This is a genomic window from Klebsiella sp. F11 (assembly GCF_056712265.1).
This window is the reverse complement of sequence record NZ_JBWYFE010000002.1, coordinates 102,259-124,270: the sequence shown is the minus strand read 5'-3', so window position 1 is coordinate 124,270 and position 22,012 is coordinate 102,259. Positions and strand designations below refer to the sequence as shown.

Genomic DNA, 22,012 nt, shown 5'->3' with positions numbered 1-22,012 from the left:
TTAATACATATGAGCCGATGCTGCATTTTACATGCGACATCATTGTCCGGAATAAAACCTTATTGGGATAGACTCTTATTGCCCGGCACTACATTTCCTTCACCTTCGACGCAGAAACCTTAAAATGGGATGATCGCGTTATCCCGCTGGCTGGAATCTGTTACATAGGAATACGCAAATGCTGGACTGGAGTGCTGCGGCATGACAGACCACACCTTCACCTCACTCTTGGTATAAAAAATGGAGATGAGAGGCATATTCCCGCCCCACACTCAGCTGATGCCCCCCTGTATTCGTTTCTGTCGCAGCGCTTCGGGATCGCCATGACCGCCATAAAAAAAGTCCTGTGTGCTGAGCGAAATTGTTACTGCACGCTGTGGACCCGCCCGCCGGTTCTGAAATTAAGGTACTCAGTCCGGCTGGACTCTCAGGCCATGGCCCGTCAACTTCAGGACTGGCTGCAGGCAGGCGCCAGCGGCACACTGAGGCTGGGACCTCTGGAGATACAGGACGCCAGAAAAAATGATAATAAGAAACCCTTTGAAGCCTATCCACCGCAAAGTATCCGCTTTACTTTTTCCGGCGTTAACGGAAAGCAGGCCCAGGAAAAAGTAGCGGGCATAGTTAGTCACCTCAGACCGGTACAGACTGAGCCGCCATATGAACTCAATCCAGATTGGCATAAATTACTTGAATGGAAGGGAAACAATCTGGAAGTGAAACTGTATTTCGGCGACGGTGGACACGGGGAGGGCTGGATTGCATTTTCCACCTCAGCGTACCTGGCATGGTTACATACCGGTTTTCCGGAGAAAAATCCGCCGGTCCCCGGGCAGATACTTAGGCCGGACCTGGTTCCCTGTGATATATATTACTCAGACAGTGAAGCAGGACATATTTCACCACGCCTTGACCCGCTTGCTGACGACGTACGTGTCACCTTCTGGTGCGCGGGGGATGTTCAGGGTTTCAGCGCCGGCCCCTGGAGTGTCCGCTGGCTGGCCGGAGAGATAACTGAATTTGAACTCGACACTGAAGACGAGGTTAGAGACCGGGGCGGACCCTATGACTGTCTGAGAATTCACCTGACGGACGGCAGCCACTATGACATCAGAACGGGTTGCAAAATCAATGCGGACAGTATTCTTGATTTATGGTTTGACAGACACCAGATAGAGAAGGCTACTTCCTGAACCGCTTAGCGTGGCTTAGCAAACGCCCCGTAAACCCCCGCCCAATGCGGGCGGGGGTTTACGGGAGCCTGTACATAGATTTGTGTAATTGCCTGATTTTGATATGTTCAATCCAACATCAAAAGCAGGTTGATTTATGGACGAAAAACAGTTGCAGGCCCTAGCTAACGAACTGGCCAAAAATCTCAAAACCCCTGACGATCTCAACCAGTTCGATCGTCTGCTGAAAAAAGTAAGTATCCTCCGGCTCTGCCGGAGGATACTTACTGGAGGCATCACCTCTTCGTACGATTGGGCTTCAGACCTCTTATTTAGCAAAGCTATTTAGTAAACTTTAGATTTCAATTCCTCAGGTACATTGTATATTTTCCCGTCGAATTTCAACCGAAATGCCGATGTTAATTGCCTGTCTTCGTCCACACATCGATCCTCCTTGTAGGACGTAATCAAGTTTTTTTCCCGCGATGTAATGACAATATCCGCTGCTTTATTGTGCCGGTCTGAATAGACAGCCAGTTTTCTTACAACATGATGATATTCGCCCGAGCAGTTATCTGAATATTCCCCGTGGCTTTCCTCAACAACAATATCGTCTGTGATGGGGCGCAACCTGTCTGCTATAAGATCGTAAAGTCGTAACGTTGTCTGGGAAAATGGAAGCGCACTGGAATTATGTTCGACAGATTTTCGAACGCCGAAAGCAATCCGCCCGGAAACAAGTCGATAGGGTGCAGTATCAAAGGCAATCTGTTGGAGAGTCACCGCATCCTCGGTTATAAAGTCAGAAAGATACAACCGCGTATATATTTTTGAAACACCATTATCGAGGATGAGAAGATCAAGATCACCTTCTTTAACGCCATCACTACTTTCTTTTCTCATTATAGTCACGGCTACAAGAAGCTTATCAGGGTTTGCTGGCCAATAGCGACAGACAACTTCATATGGATTTATGGCATTGTTTTCTGGCACGGGCAGAATGATCGTCCCTTTAGCTATGGCATATGTCCTGTCTGACACGGCAATCGCTGACGGGTAGGCCAGCCTGATTATTTTTTCAGCATCAGCACCACATTCATTATTTTGTTCCGCAGCAGAAACTGCTGATGCAGGCAGAAATAATGCTGATAGAAAAAACAGAATTAAGGTAATGACATTTCCATTTAAGTGATATAACTGACGTTGCAATTGGCGAAACTTCATTTTATTTGGCCGCGGCTATGCTGAAGATTGTTATGCCATGACGGTGTAAAACGCTCATCTCCACTCTGGTCTCCAATGTCATCATTAGCAGTGCCTTTTACCTTGGGAGAGTATAGTCTACATCAGTAGTAACAGCTACAAAACCGCTACCTGCTACAACACAGCATGGCGGAGATAGACCAGAATGCTGAAGACAACGTAATCGAAGCGCTGCCAGTCAGCGAATAACAGTCCCATTACCGGACCGGAAGGCTGTAGCTGAATTTGGGGTCCGCTTGGAAAACGGAATCTATGGTCACTCCCGTTTTTGCAATACCGATACTGAAAATATTGTTGGCTTGCATGAATCTATTCGGCGTCTGAATGGGTTGTGTATGCCCGCGCCCCGATGAGTTCCGCGCCTGACGAACCTTATAAATTGAGCGATTTTAATCAGCCATTCCTATACACAGGGGTAGAGTCTTAGGACGTGGTGTAAATTCGGAAGGATGGTGAGAGCCATCGGCTTATCCGGTAAGGTAATGGTTATGAAGACATTATCCAAAAGGAACAAACCGATGGCTGACAACAGCATGACATTCACCAATACCCTGATGCAACCCGGCGGTGAGGACTTTCTGCGTGAACTCACCGAATTTATGCTCAACCGCATCATGGAAGCCGATGTCACCCAGCGCATCAACGCGGAGCCCCATGAGCGCAGTGATGAGCGTGAGACCTACCGCAACGGTGCTGTGGTCGAATAGAATCAGAAGCGAAAGTTTACGCCAGAATTTAAGAAGGAAACGGTGGCCCTGGTGCTGACGCAAAATTACTCCATTGCGCGTGCCGCAACTTCTTTGGGGATCAGCGCCAAAACATTGCGCAGTTGGGTCGCCGCCGCGCGCCAGCGCCATGAAAGTCCGCTTAGTGAAGATGAACATAGCACGCCTTTGGCGTGAGCGGCGCTGCTGCGCAGCTTCGGGGATGTTCATGACCGCTGCCCCGTTTTATACTCTGCACCATGTATATCCCCCGCCCCGCAAAGCTGCTTTTCTCCATTGATGACGGCTGGAACAAGTTCCTCGAAAAATTCGGTGATACCGTCAGCCCGTGGACCCGGCTCTCCGTTGAACGCATGCTCGCCTGCAGCACCACCGCCATGGGCGTCCGCCGTTACTGTTGTTCTTCTCCGGACTGCTCTCACTCCCGTTTCTTCTGCCAGAGCTGTGGCTCAAGAGCCTGCAGCTCCTGCGGATTTAAAGCCACGGAACAGTGGATTGCACAGCAGACCCACATTCTTCCCGACTGCGACTGGCAGCACATCACCCTGACCATGCCCCATCTGCTGTGGCCCTTTTTTAATCACAACTGGCCCCTGCTTAACCACCTCTTCCTGGCGGCCACCCGCGCCATGCTCCGCCATGCCCGTAAACAGGGTCTGGAAATCGGCATCTTCTGTGCCCTGCACACCTACGGTTGCCAGCTGAACCCGCATCCGCATATCCACGTCTCCGTCACCCGGGGCGGGCTCGATATTAAACACGGCGTCGGGAAGAATATCTTCTTTAAGAAGGATAAGGTGGAGGAAATCTGGCGCAATGCCGTCACTGAGATGTTGCGGGAACACTATGAGCAGATTAATCCCGGCGGCCTTGCGGGTTACGGTCATATCCGGGATGAGGAGCACTGGCGGCGCTACCTTCGTGCACAGTGGCAGCGGTACTGGAAAGTTCACTTCGCAAAAAAGACGCACGGTGCCTGGCGGTGCGTGAAATACCTGGGCCGGTATCTGAAACGTCCGCCGGTGTCGGCCTCGCAACTGCGGCATTACAGCGGCGGCGCCGTGGTGCATCACTATTACGACCACCGGACACAGCGGCACCGGCAGCAGACGCTGTCGCAGGAAGAGATGATCGGACGCTATATCAGCCACGTGCCGGAAAAGTATTTTAAAATGGTGCGGTATTACGGATTCTTATCCAGCCGTAAACGGGGCACGCTGCTGCTGAAGGTGTATGAGGCCCTGGAGATGGAAGCGAGGAATAAACCGGATAAGCCCGGCTTCGCCGCGCTGATGAAAGCGTTCCTGCGCACGGATCCGTACAAATGCATTCTGTGCGGCGACCGGCTGCGCTTTGTCAGCGCGCAGGCGAGCAGACACGCCACGGAGTTAGTGGCAGAAAGGCTGCACAGTATCGACCGGAAACGATGGCTTCTGTCACAGGCTGCAGGATAAGTGCGTCTGAAAAACGCATTTCAGGTTAAAAATTAGCCAAAAGGTGTTTTTTTCATCATTAGTTCCCCCACCGCACGCCATTACTGCTCTCCTGACGACCCTGTTCATGGTCTTAAATTTTTTAAAACGCTTTTCCAAATCGCTAACCATGGACGAGGCGGAAGCAGACGTGCTGGCGTACTTCGCCTTCCCGAAAGCGCACCGGGTGAAAATCCACTCCACGAACACGCTGGAGCGTCTGAACAAAGAGGTGAAACGTCGTGCTGATGTAGTGGGCATCTTCCCCAACGAAGAGAGCATCATGCGGCTGCTGGGTGCGGTGCTGACGGAGCAGAACGAGGAATGGCTGCTGCAGAACCGCTACCTGCCACAACACAGCATGGCAGAGAGGAAGGCGGCAACTGAATTTACACCACCTTGACGGACTCGACCTTGTCAGACCCCAGCGAATAATTGAGGAACACATCAGTGGGTCAGTCGCGGCCAGCGAAAGACCGGGATTTATCAGGCTTCTTGATCGCATGGAAAATGGTGATGTACTGATTGTCACCAAACTTGACCGCCTTGGCCGCAATGCGATGGATATAAGAAAAACCGTCGAACAACTTGCAGTGTCTGACATTCGGGTACATTGCCTGGCGCTGGGTGGCGTGGACCTGACCAGTCCGGCAGGGAAAATGACAATGCAGGTGATTTCAGCCGTGGCTGAGTTTGAGCGGGATTTGCTGCTAGAGCGTACGCATTCTGGTATTGCGCGGGCAAAAGCATCCGGAAAGCGGTTTGGACGTCCTTCAGTGCTGAATGAAGAGCAGAAAACCACGGTGATTGCACGGATTAAAGCCGGGATCAGTATCAGCGCCATTGCCCGGGAATTTAATACTACCCGGCAAACCATACTCAGAGTAAAGACGGCACTGTTGCAAAAATCTGCTGGTGATAAACTCATCTTCACCTTTTTGCTGACGGAGCAGCACATGAACCCATTCAAAGGCCGGAATTTTCAGCGCGACATCATCCTGTGGGCGGTACGCTGGTACTGTAAATACGGCATCAGTTATCGTGAACTGCAGGAGATGATGGCCGAACGCGGTGTCAACGTTGATCATTCCACGATTTACCGCTGGGTTCAGCGTTATGCACCTGAAATGGAAAAACGGCTGCGCTGGTACTGGCGTAACCCTTCCGATCTGAACCCGTGGCACATTGACGAAACGTACGTGAAGGTGAATGGCCGGTGGGCTTATCTTTACAGGGCCGTAGACAGCAGGGGGCACACCGTCGATTTTTATCTCTCCCCGCGTCGTAACCGTAAAGCTGCATACCGGTTCCTGGGTAAAATCCTCAACAACGTGAAGAAGTGGCAGATCCCGCCATTTATCAACACGGATAAGGCGCCCACCTACGGCCGTGCGCTTGCCCTGCTCAAACGCGAAGGCCGGTGTCCGTCAGACGTTGAACACCGACAGATTAAGTACCGCAATAACGTCATTGAATGCGATCACGGCAAGCTGAAAAGGATAATCGGTGCCACGCTGGGATTTAAATCCATGAAGACGGCTTACGCCACAATAAAGGGTATTGAAGTGATGCGGGCACTACGCAAAGGACAGGCCTCATCATTTTATTATGGAGATCCCCTGGGCGAGATGCGCCTGGTGAGCAGAGCATTTGAAATATAAGGCCTTTCAATAAAACTACAGGCTACCTTATCGCGAACTTTGCAACAGTGCCACTGAACCTATAGCAGCCGCCCTGGGCGGCCCATGGTTTGTCAGCGCCTTTGAGGCGCTCACCCTAAAGCCTCCGGCTCTGCCGGAGGATACTTACTAACATTATTTTCAATAAGTTACTATCACCTCTTGACGCTCATGGCCTTGTTGACTGGTCAGCGACGGCGCTGGATGGCAGTAATATCCGAGCGCTCAGATGTGCCGCCGGCGCGCAAAAAAACATCCCGATATCACCGGAGATAACAGCCTGGGTCGCTCTCGCGGTGGTTTTGGCACCAAAATCCCTCTGGCGACAGACGGAAGCGGCCTTCCATTACAGTGCCTGTGGCGGCCTCAGCCCGGAACAGTTTAAAAACCAGAAACTCGCATAGGGTTGTGTCCACATTACGTGGATAGGTTCACACAGGGTGTTGTGCAAAAAATAGTAACTCCCATTTTATCAGACGGCTGCAGATCTTTTGACCCGGAAGAAAAAATGATATCATTACGCAACATCCGATAGCAAAAGCAAAACGTTTCTTTACGAGTCATTGATTTTAAAAATGGCGACAGAAATTTAAAAGGTAACGTAATGAAAAATATGATATTATTTATGACGATTATATCTTTTTCTACAATGGCTGGTATTGCCGAAAAAACATTAAGACCTACTGCATTGATTGCGTTGAAGAAAAATAGCGCTCTACATTCTAATATATGTAATTCATTAAAAAATGAATGTGTAGATGACTCTGTTATATGGAAGGAAAATAAATCTAATAATACATATTACTTAATATCTCCAGGGCTTAAACTAATTAAAATACAATCAAAAGGTGTTAAGTATATAAAAACCTCTAGCTGGAACTTTTCTAAAGAAGAAAAAAATGATAATGTACAATTTGATGATTTATCAAGGGATAAAACATTTATATATCCGGCATTGTATCCTCTGAATAAGACAACGCAGGCTGTTGCTTTGGTTTACAGGTGGTCAACAGGTTATTCTGGAGGTGGCAGCGAAGAAGAAGTTGCGAATTTCATGATGATTAATGATGATGGAACATATAAAAAAGCATTTGAGAATATCCCTTTTTCATCAAGAGAGATGATTCGAGCTTGCTTTACAGAACAAGATTATGCAAAACATAAACATTGCCATGATGAAAGCTGGAGCACACTCAATCTCAAAATCATAGATGATGCTGAGAATTTTTACTTGTGGAAGTTCATCATTAAGTCATACAGCTGGCCAGCGTTTACTGAAAAACATTCAGTTCAGATTAGCAAGAAAGAAGCATATCCATTTAAATAACCAGGAAAATCCGGCGGGCGTACGGGGGGCGTGAAGTTCTAATGGAATGGACGCCCCCAACTTAAACGGCATCAGTGTGCCAAAATGGAAGTGCGTCAAACACGACCATTTAATAACCGGGAGCGTCCATCATGAAGATTACAACTATCGGTATCGATTTGGCAAAAAATGTATTTCAGCTCCATGGCATTAATGCACAAGGAAAAACAGGTGATGCCTCCAATTAGTAGAACATGTATTTCTCGATGAATGAGGGTAGAGTCTTAGGACGTGGTGTAAATTCGGCGGTCATGACTCAAATTTAGTGTTGTAGTATGCTTTGCTTTTTGGATTTCTGATGGCAAAGATTGATGTGGTATGCCCACGTTGGTAATGCCTCCAATCAGTAGAACATGTACTTTTCGATGAAGGCACCGATGACCTTTTCGTGCAATTCGATGGAACGTGAAAAACATATTGTTTTGCGTGCCAGCCGCTTGATACGGGTTCGCAGCGTCAGATTGTTTCGCTCAATGCGCTGTGTGAAAATTTTACCAGTCAGATGTATCTCCTTCGGCACCTCTCTGGCATAACTGCCCCAGTTATCGCTGGTAATCATGCCGATGCTAAAGGGCGTCAACAGGGCCAACAGTTCCCGACATGTCTCATCGGTACGTGGGCCGAAAGTATAAGCCAGTACGCCACCCGTTTTGGTATTGTAAGCATACCAGAGCCAGTGCTGCCGGGCTTTACTGCCAACAAAGCCCCACTGCTCATCAAGCTCGCAGATGAGTGCCACATCGGCATGAGCGACAGGAGAAGCGGTTATCCGGGACGGCGAGAGCTTTTTAATGTCCGTATGACGGTATTGATACCGACCTTAAGAACTCTGGCGGTATCGCGGACGCCGGCACCGTTGTGTGCCAGTTCAACTATCTGTTCTTTTACACCGGGTTTTCTGGCTTCACAGGTATAAGCCAGCTGAAAAACGCGGCGACATGACCGGCAACGAAAGCGCTCGTGCCCGGAACAGCTGTGCCCATGGCGATAAACAGAATCGGAATGGCAACGAGGACAATGAACAGTAACGGTAGCCATAGAAAGCCCTAAATACCAGTAGCATATCATGGTTTTCTATCGATTGAAGGCATTACCGAAAAACAGTGCTCAAAAAACAGCTAAGCCGTGATGTCATGCTGATGTTTTTTGTCAATCTTCCTCCCTGCTGCATTGTTATGGAGGCCTGTGGAGGCGCGCATTACTGGGCACGTAAGCTGCGTAACCCTGGTCACGATGTAAAGTTAATGGCACCTCAGTTCGTTAAGCCCTATGTTGAAACGAATAAAAATGATGAGGCTGATGCCGAGGCCATTTGCGAAGCAGTAACCCCCCATGTCAGGGTAGTTGTCGCCTCTGAGTGAAAAAAATCGGGGGGGCCGGAGACGACAATGAAAATCTATTCACCTGAGCGTAAAGCGGCTGTGATCGCCAGAATGCTTCCACCGCATAATCAACCAGTCAGCCAGTTATCACGCCAGGAGGAGATCCCAATAAAAACGCTTTACCACTGGCGCTCAGAGGCGGGTATTTCCACTCTGCCGGTATCCGGACAGAAAACACCTCCCAGTGAGTGGTCTCAGGAAGCGCGTTTTGCTGTACTGGCTGAAACGGCCCCGCTTTCTGCCCATGCTGTAGCTGAATACTGTCGCCGTAAGGGCCTGTATCCTGAGAAAATTCAGCAGTGGAAGGACGAGTTAATGCAACCCGGTCAGCGAGAAGAAAAAGCCGAAATAAAACGATTAAGAAAAGAAAACCAACAACTTAACCGTGAAATTGCCCGTAAGGATAAAGCGCTTGCCGAAGCTGCAGCGCTGTTGCTCCTGGAAAAAAAGCTGAAGGCGTTGTTCGACGAAGAAAACGAGGTCGAATGACGCGCACTGCCGGCAGGCTACGGTTGATGACGATAGTGCAGGAAGCCGTCGCTGGCGGGGCCCGACTGAGTGAAGCCTCTCGCTGCGTTGGGCTGAGCGAGCGGACCCTGCAACGCTGGCAGCAGATACCGGACGATCGGCGAACCTCGACGCCACGGCCAGCCCCGAAAAACAAGCTCAGTGCTGAAGAGGAAAAGCAGGTGCTGGCCATCTGCCATGAACCCCGGTTCGCCAGCCTGCCGCCATCGCAAATCGTTCCGGTGCTGGCTGATGAGAACCGCTATATCGCCAGTGAATCAACGTTCTACCGGGTGCTGCGGCGGGCGGGAGAAACCACGCACCGTGGCCGGCAGAAGGCCCCGCAGAGCAAACCACTGTCGACCTGGAAGGCGACAGCCCCCAGACAGGTGTGGTCATGGGACATCACCTGGCTGAAGTCGCAGACGGCGGGCCACTGGTTCTACCTGTACCTGATAGAAGATGTATTCAGTCGTAAAATCGTGGGTTACGAAGTGTACCTGGTTGAAAGCGGTGAGTATGCGGCAGATCTGTTGAAACGGACGGTGCTGAGCGAGAGTTGCTGGCAGGAGCCGCTGGTGCTGCATGCAGATAACGGTGCGCCAATGAAGTCGCAGGTGCTGCAGGTGAAGCTTGCAGAACTAAAGATCACGCCGTCGCACAGCCGGCCGCGGGTGAGCAATGACAACGTACATGTAGAGTCACTGTTCAGGACGCTGAAATACGTGCCGGCATGGCCGGATAAGGGCTTCGCGAGCGCGCCTGGGTGGAAAACTTCGTCGGCTGGTACAACGAAGAACACCGGCACAGCGGCATCCGCTACGTCACGCCAGGCCAGCGGCACAGGGGTGAAGATCATGCGCTGCTTGCACAACGGAAATCGGTGTATGAAGCAGCAAAAATGCAGACCCCGCATCGCTGGTCTGGGCCAACGCGCAACTGGAGCCGACAGGATGAGGTGTGGCTAAATCCGGAGCGGGAAACCCTGGCTGCATGAATTAACTGAGGCGACAACTACCTTGACACGCGCCGTCTCCATCACCCGCGGTGGCCTCGATACCAGACACGGCGTCTGGCGCGGTCTGTTCTTCAAAAAACAGCAGGTTGAAACCATCTGGCGCGGTGCCGTTATCCGTCTGCTGCGTGCCAGCTACGACCGTATCAATCCCGGCAAGCCGCCCAACCTGGGTCATATCCGCGACGAGAAGCAGTGGAAGCGCTACCTGCAGGCGCAATATCAGCGCCACTGGAAGGTCCACTTCGCCAAAAAGACCCGCAGCGCCTGGCGCAGCGTGAAATACCTGGGCCGCTATCTGAAACGCCCGCCGGTGGCGGCGTCGCAGTTACGTCATTACCGCGGCGGCTCGGTGGTGCACCAGTACTACGACCACAATACGCAGCAGCACAAACGCCAGAAACTGAGCCAGGAGGAGATGCTGTGGCGTTATGTCAGCCACATCCCGTCCCGACACTTTAAAATGGTGCGTTACTACGGCTTTTTGGCCAACCGTAAACGCGGCACGCTGCTGCCGAAGGTTTACGAAGCGCTGGAGATGACGCCGCGCGAGAAACCGCAGAAGCCGGGGTTCGCAGTGCTGATGAAAGCGTTCCTGGGCACCGACCCGTACCAGTGCATCCTGTGCAAGGGCCGGCTGCGTTTTGCCGGCGCCGTGGCGGGCGATCACGCCACCAAAATGCTCTCTGACAGGCTACAGCGGATGTCTAAAAAACGATGGCTTCAGACCTCTTCTCTGGATAAGTGCGCCTGAAAAATGGTTTTTAACTCAAGAATATGGCAAAACTGGCATTTTTCAGTATTACTCTGCAACAGCCCTCACCATACGGGGTTCTTCCTTGCCATTGTTCATGGTCAGGAAACCCAATAAGGGCCGATTGAGTTTCCTGACCATGAACCGGGAACAGCAGCAGACAGTAACCGGACGCCTCAGGGACTGCCCAGAAAGATCATCACCATAACGTTCAATGCAACTGGTCTAGCTCCACAGCCTGAAGAGGACGTGAGCAGTACTTCCCGGCATTGACTGTTTAAGCAGTGCGGTGTATATCACTGCTTAAATGACGGTTATTCATTTTCTTTGAGCCAACCATCTACAAGCAGATTGATTACATCCGTTATCGACGTTCCATTTCGCACGCAGGCGGCTTTAAATCTGGTGTGTTTACCCTCATCAAAATTGACGTTTACACGCTTAATTTTTCCAGACAGGGCTGGCGTAGTCACCACCCTCTCAAGGTCCCTGTTCTCACCGAATGTCATTTTTTTGCTGCCACTATGGGCTTTTTCAAGTGCCATATATTTACGCCTATCACCAATCACTCACTTGAGTATATGAGTAAAATCACAATTACTCAAAAAATACCAACTATCTCTTTTATAAGAATTTCGATCTCACCTTTAGCAGCGCCATCACTAGATTCGAACACGCTATCACCATCAAGGATTGATTTGACGTAAATCTGACGCTGGGTGATAGCCGTGCGGAACGATTTCACTCCAGTGTCCCTGATACTTTCTTTTAGAACACTAAGCATGATTGCCTGTTCGATCTTTCGGGTAATGAGAAAACGAGATTCAACTTTACGGCTATATGCTTGTGCTTCCAGGACAGTTACAACGCTTCCCGCTGCGGAGAAATCAAGTGGGCTAGGAGTGACTGGAATTATAACCAGATCGCTGACCATTACCGCAGCAGACGTAATAACGGAAAGCGAACCGGCGCCATCAACGATGACGAAATCATATTCAGCAAGATCTTTCCTAATGCCGTATACATCTTTTTCTGAAGCGGCTGTAAACACATCGAATGTAGCCTTCCCTGATTTACTCCAGGTTGTCAGGCTCATCTGCGGATCTGTATCCACAACTGCGATGTTGTATCCCGCACGAGCCATTGCTGTACTTACGTTGATAACTGCAGTGGTTTTACCTGAACCGCCTTTAGGGTTAAGAAAAGAAATCACCTTCATACTCAAAAACTCCTTTGTGCATTTACTCAATTACTCTTCTGAGTTTTTGAGTTTATCACCCCCTCCAATGAGTAAAAGCAAAAACACACATTCACGCAAAAACTCATTTACTCAAATCATATACTAAATGAGTAAACACTCAAATGAGGAATTAAAAACATTGCGATATCTCAAAATTTGAAGGGATGACCAGTAGTAGGGGTTTGAAGCTCAGTGGAACGAAAACTCACATTTGCGGGCACTGTTGCAAAGTTCGCGATAAGGTAGCCTGTAGTTTTATTGAAAGGCCTTATATTTCAAATGCTCTGCTCACCAGGCGCATCTCGCCCAGGGGATCTCCATAATAAAATGATGAGGCCTGTCCTTTGCGTAGTGCCCGCATCACTTCAATACCCTTTATTCTGGCGTAAGCCGTCGGTCGAGTCCGTCAAGGTGGTGTAAATTCGGTTCCAGCTCTCCGGTCCGGTAATGGGCCTGTTATGCGCTGACCGGCAGCGCTTCGATTACTTCGGTTTCACCAGTCTGGTCTATCTCCGCCATGCTGTGTTGTGGCAGGTAGCGGTTCTGCAACAGCCATTCCTCGTTCTGCTCCGTCAGCACCGCCCCCAGCAGCCGCATGATGCTCTCTTCGTTGGGGAAGATGCCCACCACATCAGCACGCCGTTTCACCTCTTTGTTCAGACGCTCCAGCGTGTTCGTGGAGTGGATTTTCACCCGGTGCGCTTTCGGGAAGGCGAAGTACACCAGCACGTCTGTTTCCGCCTCGTCCATCATCTCCGTGACTGCCGGCGCGCTCTTTTCCAGCTGGCCGGCGACCTCACGCCAGGTCGCATGGGCGCTTTTCTCATCGGTCTGCACGAACACCTGTTGCAGCGCCGCGCGCACCACTGACTGGCTGGTCCTGCTGACGCGGCTCAGCACGTTACGCATGAAGTGGACCCGGCAGCGCTGCCAGCTGGCGGTGAACACCTGCTGTATCGCCGCTTTCAGTCCGCTGTGCGAGTCCGATATAACCAGCTTTACGCCCTCAAGGCCGCGCTCTTTCAGACACAGCAGGAAGGCTAACCAGAACGCTTTCGCTTCTGACTCACCGATGCCCATTCCGATAATCTCCCGGCGACCGTCCAGGCTGACCGCGCAGGCGATTATAACGGCCACGCTGACCACCCGGCCGTTCTTGCGGACCTTCACGTAGGTCGCATCCAGCCACAGGTAGGGCCATTCCCCTTCCGGCGGTCGCTGCAGGAAGGCCTGCACACGCTCATCGATGCCGCGGCAGATGGACGACACCTGGCTGCGGGAGATGCCGGTCATTCCCATCGACTGGACCAGGGCGTCCACCTTGCGGGTGGAGACGCCATTTATCCACGCCTCCTGGATAACCGCGTTGAGCGCCTTCTCCGACAGCCTGCGGGCCTCGAGGAAGGACGGGAAGTACGAGCCTTCCCGCAGCTTCGGGATGCGCAGGTCCAGCGTACCGAGCCGGGTGTTGTACTGGCGGTCACGATAGCCGTTGCGGTAGGTCTCACGCTCATCACTGCGCTCATGGGGCTCCGCGTTGATGCGCTGGGTGACATCGGCTTCCATGATGCGGTTGAGCATAAATGCGGTGAGTTCATGCAGGAAGTCCTCACCGCCGGGTTGCATCAGGGTATTGCTGAATGTCATGCTGTTGTCAGCCATCGGTTTGTTCCTTTTAAGATAATGTCTTCGTAACCATTACCTTACCGGATAAGCCGATGGCTCTCACCATCCTGCTGAATTTACACCACGTCTTAAGACTCTACCTACTCCAGACGGATAGTGGGCTGGCACGCAGACAAAACGATGACGACGTCACTGGTCTGCCAGGCGCTGATGAAGGCATACAACCTGCGCAATCCCCCACGGGGTCTGGTAGTGCATACAGATCGGGGTTCTCAGTATACCAGCCATCGCTTCCAGCGGCAGTTGAGTGACTACGGTCTGAGAAGCAGCATGGGGGACGTTGGCGCCTGCCGGGATAATGCGGTAATGGAGCGCTTCTGGGGCAGTCTGAAACATGAGTGGCTGCTGCTTGTGTCTCAGCCGACGCGGGCGGGCATGAAACAGGATGTGGCGACGTATATCCGCTACTACAACGTTGACAGAAACCATAGTGCTAACGGAGAACTCCCCCCGGTACGCTATGAACAGATGACTGATAAAAAAGTGTCCTGATTAACTTGACCAGAACAGGGTGATTTGTTGAATGTAGTTGTTTAATGTGGAGCATTCGACCTTTGCCAGTTTGACACATCCGGGCTGAACCCAATACCTCTGACGCTGGATGATTTCATATCAATACCTGACCATTTCGTTTAGCACGACAAAGCTGCCAAATTTTTTTCATTTTTTTTGATTTTAACGTGACAGTGTCACATAAACATTGAAGCCGTATAGTTTTACAACGGAACCATTTACATGGAATCAGATAGCATGCAAATAATAACCTTATTGTTTTCTTTTTAAAAATGAAAAGCCATTCCATAAAAAGAATCGACCTCCGATCGTAAAGATAAATTCAAATTTGCAGGATTTTGGAGATCGGGAATCCATTTGACTGAAAATCAATCAAAATTTAACACTTCGAATAATTACATTTATTCCATATGTTAACTATATATGAATATGAAGAGAGTGGTTCGATACATCCACTAACAAGGGCAAAAAAGTAACTTTTCAGCTCGGTTTCAGACCGGATGCGCTACGTAAAATCTGGGAAAAATGAAGGGGGTAAGCACGTCAGATTTCACGTATGCGTATTCCGCTCCAAACCGACCATTGATTCCGATTTAATCCGATCGTACTTTCCGATTTAATTCGACCACGAATTCCGATTTGTTCCGGCCAGATTTGGCCATCCGTCGGAATCCGTGATCCCCCCCCATGTCAGGGTAGTTGTCGCCTCTGAGTGAAAAAAATCGGGGGGGCCGGAGACGACAATGAAAATCTATTCACCTGAGCGTAAAGCGGCTGTGATCGCCAGAATGCTTCCACCGCATAATCAACCAGTCAGCCAGTTATCACGCCAGGAGGAGATCCCAATAAAAACGCTTTACCACTGGCGCTCAGAGGCGGGTATTTCCACTCTGCCGGTATCCGGACAGAAAACACCTCCCAGTGAGTGGTCTCAGGAAGCGCGTTTTGCTGTACTGGTTGAAACGGCCCCGCTTTCTGCCCATGCTGTAGCTGAATACTGTCGCCGTAAGGGCCTGTATCCTGAGAAAATTCAGCAGTGGAAGGACGAGTTAATGCAACCCGGTCAGCGAGAAGAAAAAGCCGAAATAAAACGATTAAGAAAAGAAAACCAACAACTTAACCGTGAAATTGCCCGTAAGGATAAAGCGCTTGCCGAAGCTGCAGCGCTGTTGCTCCTGGAAAAAAAGCTGAAGGCGTTGTTCGACGAAGAAAACGAGGTCGAATGACGCGCACTGCCGGCAGGCTACGGTTGATGACGATAGTGCAGGAAGCCGTCGCTGGCGGGGCCCGACTGAGTGAAGCCTCTCGCTGCGTTGGGCTGAGCGAGCGGACCCTGCAACGCTGGCAGCAGATACCGGACGATCGGCGAACCTCGACGCCACGGCCAGCCCCGAAAAACAAGCTCAGTGCTGAAGAGGAAAAGCAGGTGCTGGCCATCTGCCATGAACCCCGGTTCGCCAGCCTGCCGCCATCGCAAATCGTTCCGGTGCTGGCTGATGAGAACCGCTATATCGCCAGTGAATCAACGTTCTACCGGGTGCTGCGGCGGGCGGGAGAAACCACGCACCGTGGCCGGCAGAAGGCCCCGCAGAGCAAACCACTGTCGACCTGGAAGGCGACAGCCCCCAGACAGGTGTGGTCATGGGACATCACCTGGCTGAAGTCGCAGACGGCGGGCCACTGGTTCTACCTGTACCTAATAGAAGATGTATTCAGCCGTAAAATCGTGGGTTACGAAGTGTACCTGGTTGAAAGCGGTGAGTATGCGGCAGAGCTGTTGAAACGGACGGTGCTGAGCGAGAGTTGCTGGCAGGAGCCGCTGGTGCTGCATGCAGATAACGGTGCGCCAATGAAGTCGCAGGTGCTGCAGGTGAAGCTTGCAGAACTAAAGATCACGCCGTCGCACAGCCGGCCGCGGGTGAGCAATGACAACGCACATGTAGAGTCACTGTTCAGGACGCTGAAATACGTGCCGGCATGGCCGGATAAGGGCTTCGCGACGCTGGAAGATGCGCGCGTCGGCTGGTACAACGAAGAACACCGGCACAGCGGCATCCGCTACGTCACGCCAGGCCAGCGGCACAGGGGTGAAGATCATGCTCTGCTTGCACAACGGAAATCGGTGTATGAAGCAGCAAAAATGCAGACCCCGCATCGCTGGTCTGGGCCAACGCGCAACTGGAGCCGACAGGATGAGGTGTGGCTAAATCCGGAGCGGGAAACCCTGGCTGCATGAATTAACTGAGGCGACAACTACCTTGACACGCGCCGATCCTGGCTCCGGAATCCGCGATCGGATTGTCGGAATCGGTGATCCTGTCATCGGAATCCCGCGCTTTTCACTTTGAAAACAATGGACAACACTCTCTCCTGATAACGCATCTTCCGGAGGAGTGTCGCCATGGCAAGACTGAGAACGCGGATGAGTAAAATTAAAGAACTGTTGCGCCTTAAATTTGACTGTTACCTGCCCAACAGGAGCATCTCGGCCTGTCTGAATATCGGGTGCAGCACTGTATCTGATGTGGTCACCCGCTTCAGGGGGGGGTCTGTCGCATTAACGACAGCAGATCGGCAAAAGGTGCATTGGTTGCTTTTCAGGCAGCCAACAGGTAAAACTGGTCTGCCGGGGACAGGCCGTCACCGTCCTGATGTTGATACTGCCCCTTGCGTATCATGTGAACCAGCTCAATACCTGCCAGGATGGTCTGCGCCCGCCGGAACGATTTGAATCCCGTCATCAGTCTTATCCTTCGTTTGATGTTACGGTGATCCTGCTCCACAAGGTTGTTCAGATATTTGTTCTGCCTGATCTTGATACTTTCTTCATCGGGTTTGTCGGCATTGAGTGTAGTCAACGCTGCCGTATTGGCGCCACTTTTATCAATGGTTACCACCTCCGGTTCACCATGGTGGCGGATAGCCTTGCGGAAGAAACGCAGCGCGGCCGCCGCGTCACGCTTCGCCGTCAGCAGGAAGTCGATGGTCTGACCACGTGTATCTACCGCGCGGTACAGATATTTCCACTGCCCCCTGACTTTGATATACGTTTCGTCCATTCGCCAGCGGCGACCCGCCCGGCGTTTATGCCGTCGGAACGCCTTATCCAGCAGGGGCACCAGTCGGATGACCCAGCGGTGAAGCGTGGCGTGGTCAACGACAACTCCGCGCTCAGCCATCATATCTTCCAGATTGCGGAGGCTCAGGGAATACGCCAGGTACCAGCGGACACACTGAGCAATAATATCAACGGGGTAATGCAGGCGTCTGAAGGACTTTCGGATAAGAGACATGGTCAGGCAACATCGTAAAAAACAGCATGTTACCTGATGATGTCTTAATGCGACAGAACCCAATTTAGTCGATGCTGTGCCGTACATCATTCATACTGTGCTGACCGATAACGGTATCCAATTTGCCAACCGCAGCTCAGACCGGTATGCCTTCCCACACATCTTCGGACGGGTCTGCGGGGAGCATGGCATCGAGCATCGGCTGACCAAAATCAAGCACCCGTGGACCAATGGTCAGGTTGAACGGATGAACCGGACAATCAAGGAGGCCACCGTAAAACGCTTCCATTACGACGACCATACTCAACTGCGTCAGCACCTAGATAACTTCATTGCTGCCTACAACTTCGGGCGAAGACTCAAGACGCTCAAGGGCCTGACACCTTACGAATTCATCTGCAAACAGTGGACATCCGAGCCAGAGCATTTCAGAATGGATCCGATCCATCAAATGCCGGGACTAAACACCTAGTTTGCGTGACACTGCTGTCGGGTAAGAAGTGTATTATTGAAGACGTGATTGTCGGTACCCGGTTCAGACGAAGAGGGGTCGCCTCTGAATTACTTCATTCTGCTATTGTTTACTCACGTACCTACGGAGCACGTTATGTTGATCTGACGTCCCGTTCAGGACGTGTAGCAGCAAATAAGCTTTATAAAAAGACAGGATTCATCAAACGGCAGACTAATGTGTACAGACGGATATTGCTGGAAAAGCTGGATCTTTGATTGTCGTTTAAACAATTCAATATTGAGGGGTACCTTCAATTTGGTGTAAGTTCCCGGAAGTGATCTACTATTAGGAACAGTTATTTAGTACAGTTTAATTACACGTCAGTATGCCACAACAACTTTCGCTGGCGCAAAACATGTAAATGGAATGGAGATATTTTTTAGATGATTGCTCAAAAAATGGCATTCGTTTTCATTGCAATGACGCTTATCGGTAGCTTTTCTGCCTGTGCTCAAGTTGCAGAACCTGATACTTCTCAAATACCTGATAAATCTACAATAGCATCTCTCTCTGAATCTGATATCTCACCACCTGATATGGCCGTTTTAAGTGGTAAGATGCACGCGTTGTCGGAGATGTGCAACTCATACACTGCCAAGCAGTTGCAGAAAATGAAAAACCAGCAGAGAGCCGTGCTCAGTAGGGGCGGGTTTTCACTCGAGGCCTATGATGAGGCATTCGCCAAATCTTACGATGCTGTCCGCGCCAAAATAGCCACCATGAACGAGGCAGACAAGAAAGAAACCTGCCGAAAACTTAAAGGTATGGCAGGGATGCGTTAAACTGTTGGTTTTCACTCTTGACATCCTACCCGCTCTTTAGGGCGGGTAGGACCATCAACGCTGGCTGAACAGTTTTACCAGGTTTTAGAAAAATATGCGGCGACCGGGCTGCACGGGGGCAACCGGTAATGTCAGTGGGTGTGACCTGCCCCCAGTATTAGAGCCTATCCCAATAGGATTTTGTTCCAGACAATGATGCCGCAGGCAAAATGCAACATGGCCTCGTAATTTTCGGCCTTCTTTTCCCATCGGGTCAGAACCCGGCGAAAGCGATTCATCCAGCTATGAGTCCTCTCGACAACCCAGCGATGGGCTTTGAAGTCGGTGTTTTTACCTGCATCAGACTCCTCTTTACGGGACTGGATATGCGGCTCGTAGCGGCGGCTCTGTAGATACGTTTTCAGCCAGCCAGCTTCGTAACCTTTGTCCAGGCAGAGTCTGAGTTTTTGCCCCGGACGCCCCGTCTGAAGTGCATCGAGCGTATCTGCAACCAGTTTGATATCGTGCGTGTTCGCTGCTGCAACAACCAGCGACAGAGGAAGCCCGTTGGCGTCTGTCAGCAGGCTACGCTTTACGCCTTGTTTCCCTCTGTCCGTGGGATTACGGCCTGTTTTTTTGTTCCTGACAATGGCGATTTGGTCATACAGCCGTCCATCGACAGCCAGGACCAGTCAATGCCGTCCAGATGTTCGCAGGCAAGCAAACCGTTCTGCCAGAAGCGTTCGAAGACTCCCGCATCGCGCCATTCCTGGAAGCGTCGGTGTGCAGAACTCGATGAACATATCCCGGTGGCGTTCAGGGCGTTCCACTGGCAACCGGTCCTGAGGACGAAGAATATGGCATCCATGGCAGCACGGTTATCAACGCGTCTACGATGAGTCCCCAGTGGGTGGCTGGTTTTATGCTCCGGGATGAGTGGAGCCATTTTTTCCCATAGTTCGTCGCTGATCTGCCACTTGCTACCCGCCATACATTCCCCCTCAGAAATTACCGTAACGTATTATACGATAATTCCTTTTGGGATAGGCTCTAATCTTAGATTTATTAAAATACTTTCACACAGTAGATTACATATATACTCACGATACTTCAAGATGCATGTTGTGTTGCCACAGAGTGCCGTTGTTATGACGGACTCACAAGATGACATCATGCATCTTGAAGTTTATTGGGTATATACTCTTAATCTGACAGACACCTGTATAAATAACCGGTAACTGTCAGATCAGGTCTAAGCTAGTACATTTTATTCCGGTTTATTTTTCAACTGAATTGCCTTAATAAAGTCTTCAACTTTCGTTTCAGCGAGAGTCTCTACCGCCTCACTTCGGGACGTGCCGGTTAGTTCCGCCAGTTCGTCAATTTTACGGAGTACCCGGCGTCGAATGGATAAAGAGACTGTCGTCTTCAGATCTTTATCCAGCACCACTTTTGTCGAAATATCCTGCGCTTTCTGTTCTGCATTTTGAGTGAGTGCTTCATTCATCCGGCGTAATGTTTTTTTATCGAGCTGCCCGGGACAAACTAACTGATAGGAATGACCGGCTTTACTGTATTTGATTTCCGCCGCATAGGACTCCCGAAGCTCCTTCAGGGCACGACTGAGGGTAGGTTCCGAACAGTCAAGAACGCTGATGATTTTTGCCGCAGAAACAGGTTTCCCCGTACCCAGTAAGTTTGCCAGAGTATAAATTCGTTCTTGTCGGGTGTTTAGTTGCATAGTCAGCTGGTGCCTGCAGTTATCGTAAAAGGGTCAATGACCTGAAACTGTTCTGGTCAAGTCGGCATCACCGGTGACTTTCCCGTCAGCATTCAGCATAAACAGGCAGGTTTCTGGTTCACTACGAAACTGAACGACGACAGATAGTCAAGTCTGAGCGTCAGATCCGTAGTATGCAGTGGAATATTCTGTCCTGATTGTAATTGCATCTTGTCCCTCTTTAATTTTGAGCAATGTTCACTGAGTAAGCTGATAGAAAAAAAACGGACAGGCCGGGGTTACGTATCAGATGTTGATGCCATGCTGTTGCGCCAGCACACCCAGGCCACCAGCAAACCCCTGCCCGACGGCTTTAAATTTCCATTCAGCGCCATGGCGATAGAGTTCGCCGAAGATCATCGCGGTCTCTGTTGAGGCGTCTTCAGACAGGTCAAAACGTGCAATCTCAGCGCCGTTATCGTTGTTCACCACACGCATGTAGCTGTTGCTGACCATACCGAAGTTCTGTTTACGGGCTTCTGCTTCATGAATAGTGACAGCAAACACCAGTTTTTTAACGTCAGCACTGACTTTAGCCAGCTCGATTTTGACCTGTTCATCATCGCCGTCGCCTTCGCCGGTACGGTTGTCACCCTGATGCTGAACCGCGCCGTCCGGGCTGGTGGTGTTGTTATAAAAAACGAAGTGCGCGTCGGACAGCACTTTTCCATCTTCGCCGACCAGGAAGACCGAGGCATCGAGGTCAAATGCCTGACCATCGGTAACACGCGCATCCCAGCCCAGACCAACCAGTGCCACATTCATGGAAGGGGCTTCTTTGGTCAGAGAAACATTACCGCCTTTTACGAGAGAAACTGCCATTTTATCGCTCCTTCTTATCGTTGACGTCAGGGCCGGATGACCAACCCCGCGTGAAAATAGTGAGAAAA

General features: G+C 50.7%; 17 protein-coding genes and 11 pseudogenes. 18 read left to right on the top strand and 10 right to left on the bottom strand.

Translation table 11 applies throughout. From position 1 onward, the window contains the following. Positions 1-434: 434 nt before the first annotated feature. Both AC1M2H_RS28470 and AC1M2H_RS28465 read left to right on the top strand, forming a co-directional pair. Positions 435-1,193, top strand: coding sequence for a hypothetical protein (locus AC1M2H_RS28470; protein ID WP_480152221.1), 759 nt, complete (start codon positions 435-437; stop codon positions 1,191-1,193). A 136-nt stretch (positions 1,194-1,329) separates the two neighbouring features. Continuing rightward, positions 1,330-1,521, top strand: a complete 192-nt coding sequence (locus tag AC1M2H_RS28465) for a hypothetical protein (RefSeq protein WP_480152297.1) — start codon at positions 1,330-1,332, stop codon at positions 1,519-1,521. On the opposite strand, the gene AC1M2H_RS28460 is transcribed toward AC1M2H_RS28465, so the two are convergent. Next, positions 1,518-2,396: a PA3715 family protein gene (locus AC1M2H_RS28460; RefSeq protein WP_480152220.1), complete on the bottom strand. Its 879-nt coding sequence runs from the start codon at positions 2,394-2,396 to the stop codon at positions 1,518-1,520. The two genes, AC1M2H_RS28465 and AC1M2H_RS28460, sit on opposite strands and share 4 nt — an antisense overlap. 557 nt (positions 2,397-2,953) lie before the next feature. On the opposite strand from AC1M2H_RS28460, the pseudogene AC1M2H_RS28455 reads away from it, so the two are divergent. From AC1M2H_RS28455 to AC1M2H_RS28420, 8 genes and pseudogenes are all read left to right on the top strand, one after another. Then, positions 2,954-3,127, top strand: a pseudogene (locus tag AC1M2H_RS28455) (transposase); the annotation flags it as partial. 30 nt (positions 3,128-3,157) lie between these two features. After that, a pseudogene (locus AC1M2H_RS28450) lies at positions 3,158-3,337 on the top strand (transposase); the annotation flags it as partial. A 62-nt stretch (positions 3,338-3,399) separates the two neighbouring features. Continuing rightward, positions 3,400-4,614, top strand: a complete 1,215-nt coding sequence (locus AC1M2H_RS28445) for an IS91 family transposase (protein ID WP_480152219.1) — start codon at positions 3,400-3,402, stop codon at positions 4,612-4,614. A gap of 148 nt (positions 4,615-4,762) precedes the next feature. Further along, positions 4,763-5,035 (top strand): annotated as a pseudogene (locus AC1M2H_RS28440) (transposase); the annotation flags it as partial. Further along, a pseudogene (locus AC1M2H_RS28435) lies at positions 5,016-5,516 on the top strand (recombinase family protein); the annotation flags it as partial. The pseudogenes AC1M2H_RS28440 and AC1M2H_RS28435, both read left to right, overlap by 20 nt. Positions 5,517-5,588: 72 nt before the next feature. Then, a complete protein-coding gene (locus AC1M2H_RS28430; RefSeq protein ID WP_480152285.1) occupies positions 5,589-6,293 on the top strand; it encodes an IS6 family transposase in 705 nt (234 codons plus the stop codon). A 143-nt stretch (positions 6,294-6,436) separates the two neighbouring features. Further along, positions 6,437-6,678 (top strand): annotated as a pseudogene (locus AC1M2H_RS28425) (IS5/IS1182 family transposase); the annotation flags it as partial. Between the two features lie 237 nt (positions 6,679-6,915). Next, the gene (locus AC1M2H_RS28420) at positions 6,916-7,638 is read left to right on the top strand and encodes a hypothetical protein (protein ID WP_480152218.1); all 723 of its coding nucleotides are present in this window, start codon (positions 6,916-6,918) and stop codon (positions 7,636-7,638) included. 382 nt (positions 7,639-8,020) lie between these two features. On the opposite strand, the gene AC1M2H_RS28415 is transcribed toward AC1M2H_RS28420, so the two are convergent. Continuing rightward, a protein-coding gene (locus AC1M2H_RS28415) for an IS1 family transposase (RefSeq protein ID WP_480148370.1) occupies positions 8,021-8,715 on the bottom strand; the annotation gives its coding sequence in 2 pieces (ribosomal slippage) (positions 8,021-8,469 and positions 8,469-8,715; 696 coding nt in all). A 59-nt stretch (positions 8,716-8,774) separates the two neighbouring features. On the opposite strand from AC1M2H_RS28415, the pseudogene AC1M2H_RS28410 reads away from it, so the two are divergent. The 3 pseudogenes from AC1M2H_RS28410 to AC1M2H_RS28400 all read left to right on the top strand — a co-directional run. Then, positions 8,775-9,023, top strand: a pseudogene (locus AC1M2H_RS28410) (IS110 family transposase); the annotation flags it as partial. A gap of 42 nt (positions 9,024-9,065) precedes the next feature. After that, positions 9,066-10,563: pseudogene (locus tag AC1M2H_RS28405) on the top strand (IS3 family transposase). Positions 10,564-10,597: 34 nt separating this feature from the next. After that, a pseudogene (locus AC1M2H_RS28400) lies at positions 10,598-11,335 on the top strand (IS91 family transposase); the annotation flags it as partial. Between the two features lie 314 nt (positions 11,336-11,649). Here the strand turns inward: AC1M2H_RS28400 and AC1M2H_RS28395 are convergent. From AC1M2H_RS28395 to AC1M2H_RS28380, 4 genes and pseudogenes are all read right to left on the bottom strand, one after another. Further along, positions 11,650-11,880: a plasmid partition protein ParG gene (locus AC1M2H_RS28395; protein ID WP_480152217.1), complete on the bottom strand. Its 231-nt coding sequence runs from the start codon at positions 11,878-11,880 to the stop codon at positions 11,650-11,652. A gap of 56 nt (positions 11,881-11,936) precedes the next feature. Continuing rightward, positions 11,937-12,554 carry an AAA family ATPase gene (locus tag AC1M2H_RS28390; RefSeq protein WP_480152216.1) on the bottom strand — a complete coding sequence of 206 codons (618 nt, stop codon included), beginning with the start codon at positions 12,552-12,554 and terminating at the stop codon, positions 11,937-11,939. Positions 12,555-12,843: 289 nt separating this feature from the next. Beyond that, positions 12,844-12,981 (bottom strand): annotated as a pseudogene (locus AC1M2H_RS28385) (IS6 family transposase); the annotation flags it as partial. Positions 12,982-13,031: 50 nt separating this feature from the next. After that, the gene (locus tag AC1M2H_RS28380; protein ID WP_480152215.1) at positions 13,032-14,237 is read right to left on the bottom strand and encodes an IS256 family transposase; all 1,206 of its coding nucleotides are present in this window, start codon (positions 14,235-14,237) and stop codon (positions 13,032-13,034) included. Between the two features lie 105 nt (positions 14,238-14,342). Here AC1M2H_RS28380 and AC1M2H_RS28375 point away from each other — a divergent pair. Both AC1M2H_RS28375 and AC1M2H_RS28370 read left to right on the top strand, forming a co-directional pair. Beyond that, positions 14,343-14,753: pseudogene (locus AC1M2H_RS28375) on the top strand (DDE-type integrase/transposase/recombinase); the annotation flags it as partial. Between the two features lie 764 nt (positions 14,754-15,517). After that, positions 15,518-17,010, top strand: a protein-coding gene (locus tag AC1M2H_RS28370; RefSeq protein WP_480152214.1) for an IS3 family transposase whose coding sequence is annotated in 2 segments (ribosomal slippage) — positions 15,518-15,953 and positions 15,953-17,010 — 1,494 coding nt in all. Because the reading frame shifts where the segments join, the coding sequence is not laid out codon by codon here. A gap of 361 nt (positions 17,011-17,371) precedes the next feature. Here the strand turns inward: AC1M2H_RS28370 and AC1M2H_RS28365 are convergent. Then, the gene (locus AC1M2H_RS28365) at positions 17,372-18,067 is read right to left on the bottom strand and encodes an IS6 family transposase (protein ID WP_480152213.1); all 696 of its coding nucleotides are present in this window, start codon (positions 18,065-18,067) and stop codon (positions 17,372-17,374) included. Between the two features lie 61 nt (positions 18,068-18,128). Here AC1M2H_RS28365 and AC1M2H_RS28360 point away from each other — a divergent pair. The 3 genes and pseudogenes from AC1M2H_RS28360 to AC1M2H_RS28350 form a co-directional block, all read left to right on the top strand. Further along, positions 18,129-18,539 (top strand): annotated as a pseudogene (locus tag AC1M2H_RS28360) (integrase core domain-containing protein); the annotation flags it as partial. Next, positions 18,473-18,796, top strand: coding sequence for a GNAT family N-acetyltransferase (locus tag AC1M2H_RS28355; protein ID WP_480152212.1), 324 nt, complete (start codon positions 18,473-18,475; stop codon positions 18,794-18,796). The pseudogene AC1M2H_RS28360 and the gene AC1M2H_RS28355, both read left to right, overlap by 67 nt. Positions 18,797-18,964: 168 nt before the next feature. Then, a complete protein-coding gene (locus AC1M2H_RS28350) occupies positions 18,965-19,363 on the top strand; it encodes a hypothetical protein (protein ID WP_480152211.1) in 399 nt (132 codons plus the stop codon). A gap of 164 nt (positions 19,364-19,527) precedes the next feature. Here the strand turns inward: AC1M2H_RS28350 and AC1M2H_RS28345 are convergent. From AC1M2H_RS28345 to AC1M2H_RS28335, 3 genes are all read right to left on the bottom strand, one after another. Continuing rightward, positions 19,528-20,333, bottom strand: a protein-coding gene (locus tag AC1M2H_RS28345; RefSeq protein ID WP_480147878.1) for an IS5 family transposase whose coding sequence is annotated in 2 segments (ribosomal slippage) — positions 19,528-19,980 and positions 19,983-20,333 — 804 coding nt in all. Because the reading frame shifts where the segments join, the coding sequence is not laid out codon by codon here. A gap of 276 nt (positions 20,334-20,609) precedes the next feature. After that, positions 20,610-21,083 (bottom strand): tellurium resistance protein TerW, encoded by a 474-nt coding sequence (locus AC1M2H_RS28340; RefSeq protein WP_480152210.1) that lies wholly within the window; start codon positions 21,081-21,083, stop codon positions 20,610-20,612. Positions 21,084-21,368: 285 nt separating this feature from the next. Continuing rightward, positions 21,369-21,944: a TerD family protein gene (locus tag AC1M2H_RS28335; protein ID WP_480152209.1), complete on the bottom strand. Its 576-nt coding sequence runs from the start codon at positions 21,942-21,944 to the stop codon at positions 21,369-21,371. Between the last annotated feature and the right edge of the window lie 68 nt (positions 21,945-22,012).

Bases quoted from the DNA above. Each gene is read 5' to 3' on its own strand.
- AC1M2H_RS28470 (WP_480152221.1), top strand. From the start codon at position 435: ATGGCCCGTCAACTTCAGGACTGGCTGCAGGCAGGCGCCAGCGGCACA.
- AC1M2H_RS28465 (WP_480152297.1), top strand. From the start codon at position 1,330: ATGGACGAAAAACAGTTGCAGGCCCTAGCTAACGAACTGGCCAAAAAT.
- AC1M2H_RS28460 (WP_480152220.1), bottom strand. From the start codon at position 2,396: ATGAAGTTTCGCCAATTGCAACGTCAGTTATATCACTTAAATGGAAAT.
- AC1M2H_RS28445 (WP_480152219.1), top strand. From the start codon at position 3,400: ATGTATATCCCCCGCCCCGCAAAGCTGCTTTTCTCCATTGATGACGGC.
- AC1M2H_RS28430 (WP_480152285.1), top strand. From the start codon at position 5,589: ATGAACCCATTCAAAGGCCGGAATTTTCAGCGCGACATCATCCTGTGG.
- AC1M2H_RS28420 (WP_480152218.1), top strand. From the start codon at position 6,916: ATGAAAAATATGATATTATTTATGACGATTATATCTTTTTCTACAATG.
- AC1M2H_RS28395 (WP_480152217.1), bottom strand. From the start codon at position 11,880: ATGGCACTTGAAAAAGCCCATAGTGGCAGCAAAAAAATGACATTCGGT.
- AC1M2H_RS28390 (WP_480152216.1), bottom strand. From the start codon at position 12,554: ATGAAGGTGATTTCTTTTCTTAACCCTAAAGGCGGTTCAGGTAAAACC.
- AC1M2H_RS28380 (WP_480152215.1), bottom strand. From the start codon at position 14,237: ATGGCTGACAACAGCATGACATTCAGCAATACCCTGATGCAACCCGGC.
- AC1M2H_RS28365 (WP_480152213.1), bottom strand. From the start codon at position 18,067: ATGTCTCTTATCCGAAAGTCCTTCAGACGCCTGCATTACCCCGTTGAT.
- AC1M2H_RS28350 (WP_480152211.1), top strand. From the start codon at position 18,965: ATGATTGCTCAAAAAATGGCATTCGTTTTCATTGCAATGACGCTTATC.
- AC1M2H_RS28340 (WP_480152210.1), bottom strand. From the start codon at position 21,083: ATGCAACTAAACACCCGACAAGAACGAATTTATACTCTGGCAAACTTA.
- AC1M2H_RS28335 (WP_480152209.1), bottom strand. From the start codon at position 21,944: ATGGCAGTTTCTCTCGTAAAAGGCGGTAATGTTTCTCTGACCAAAGAA.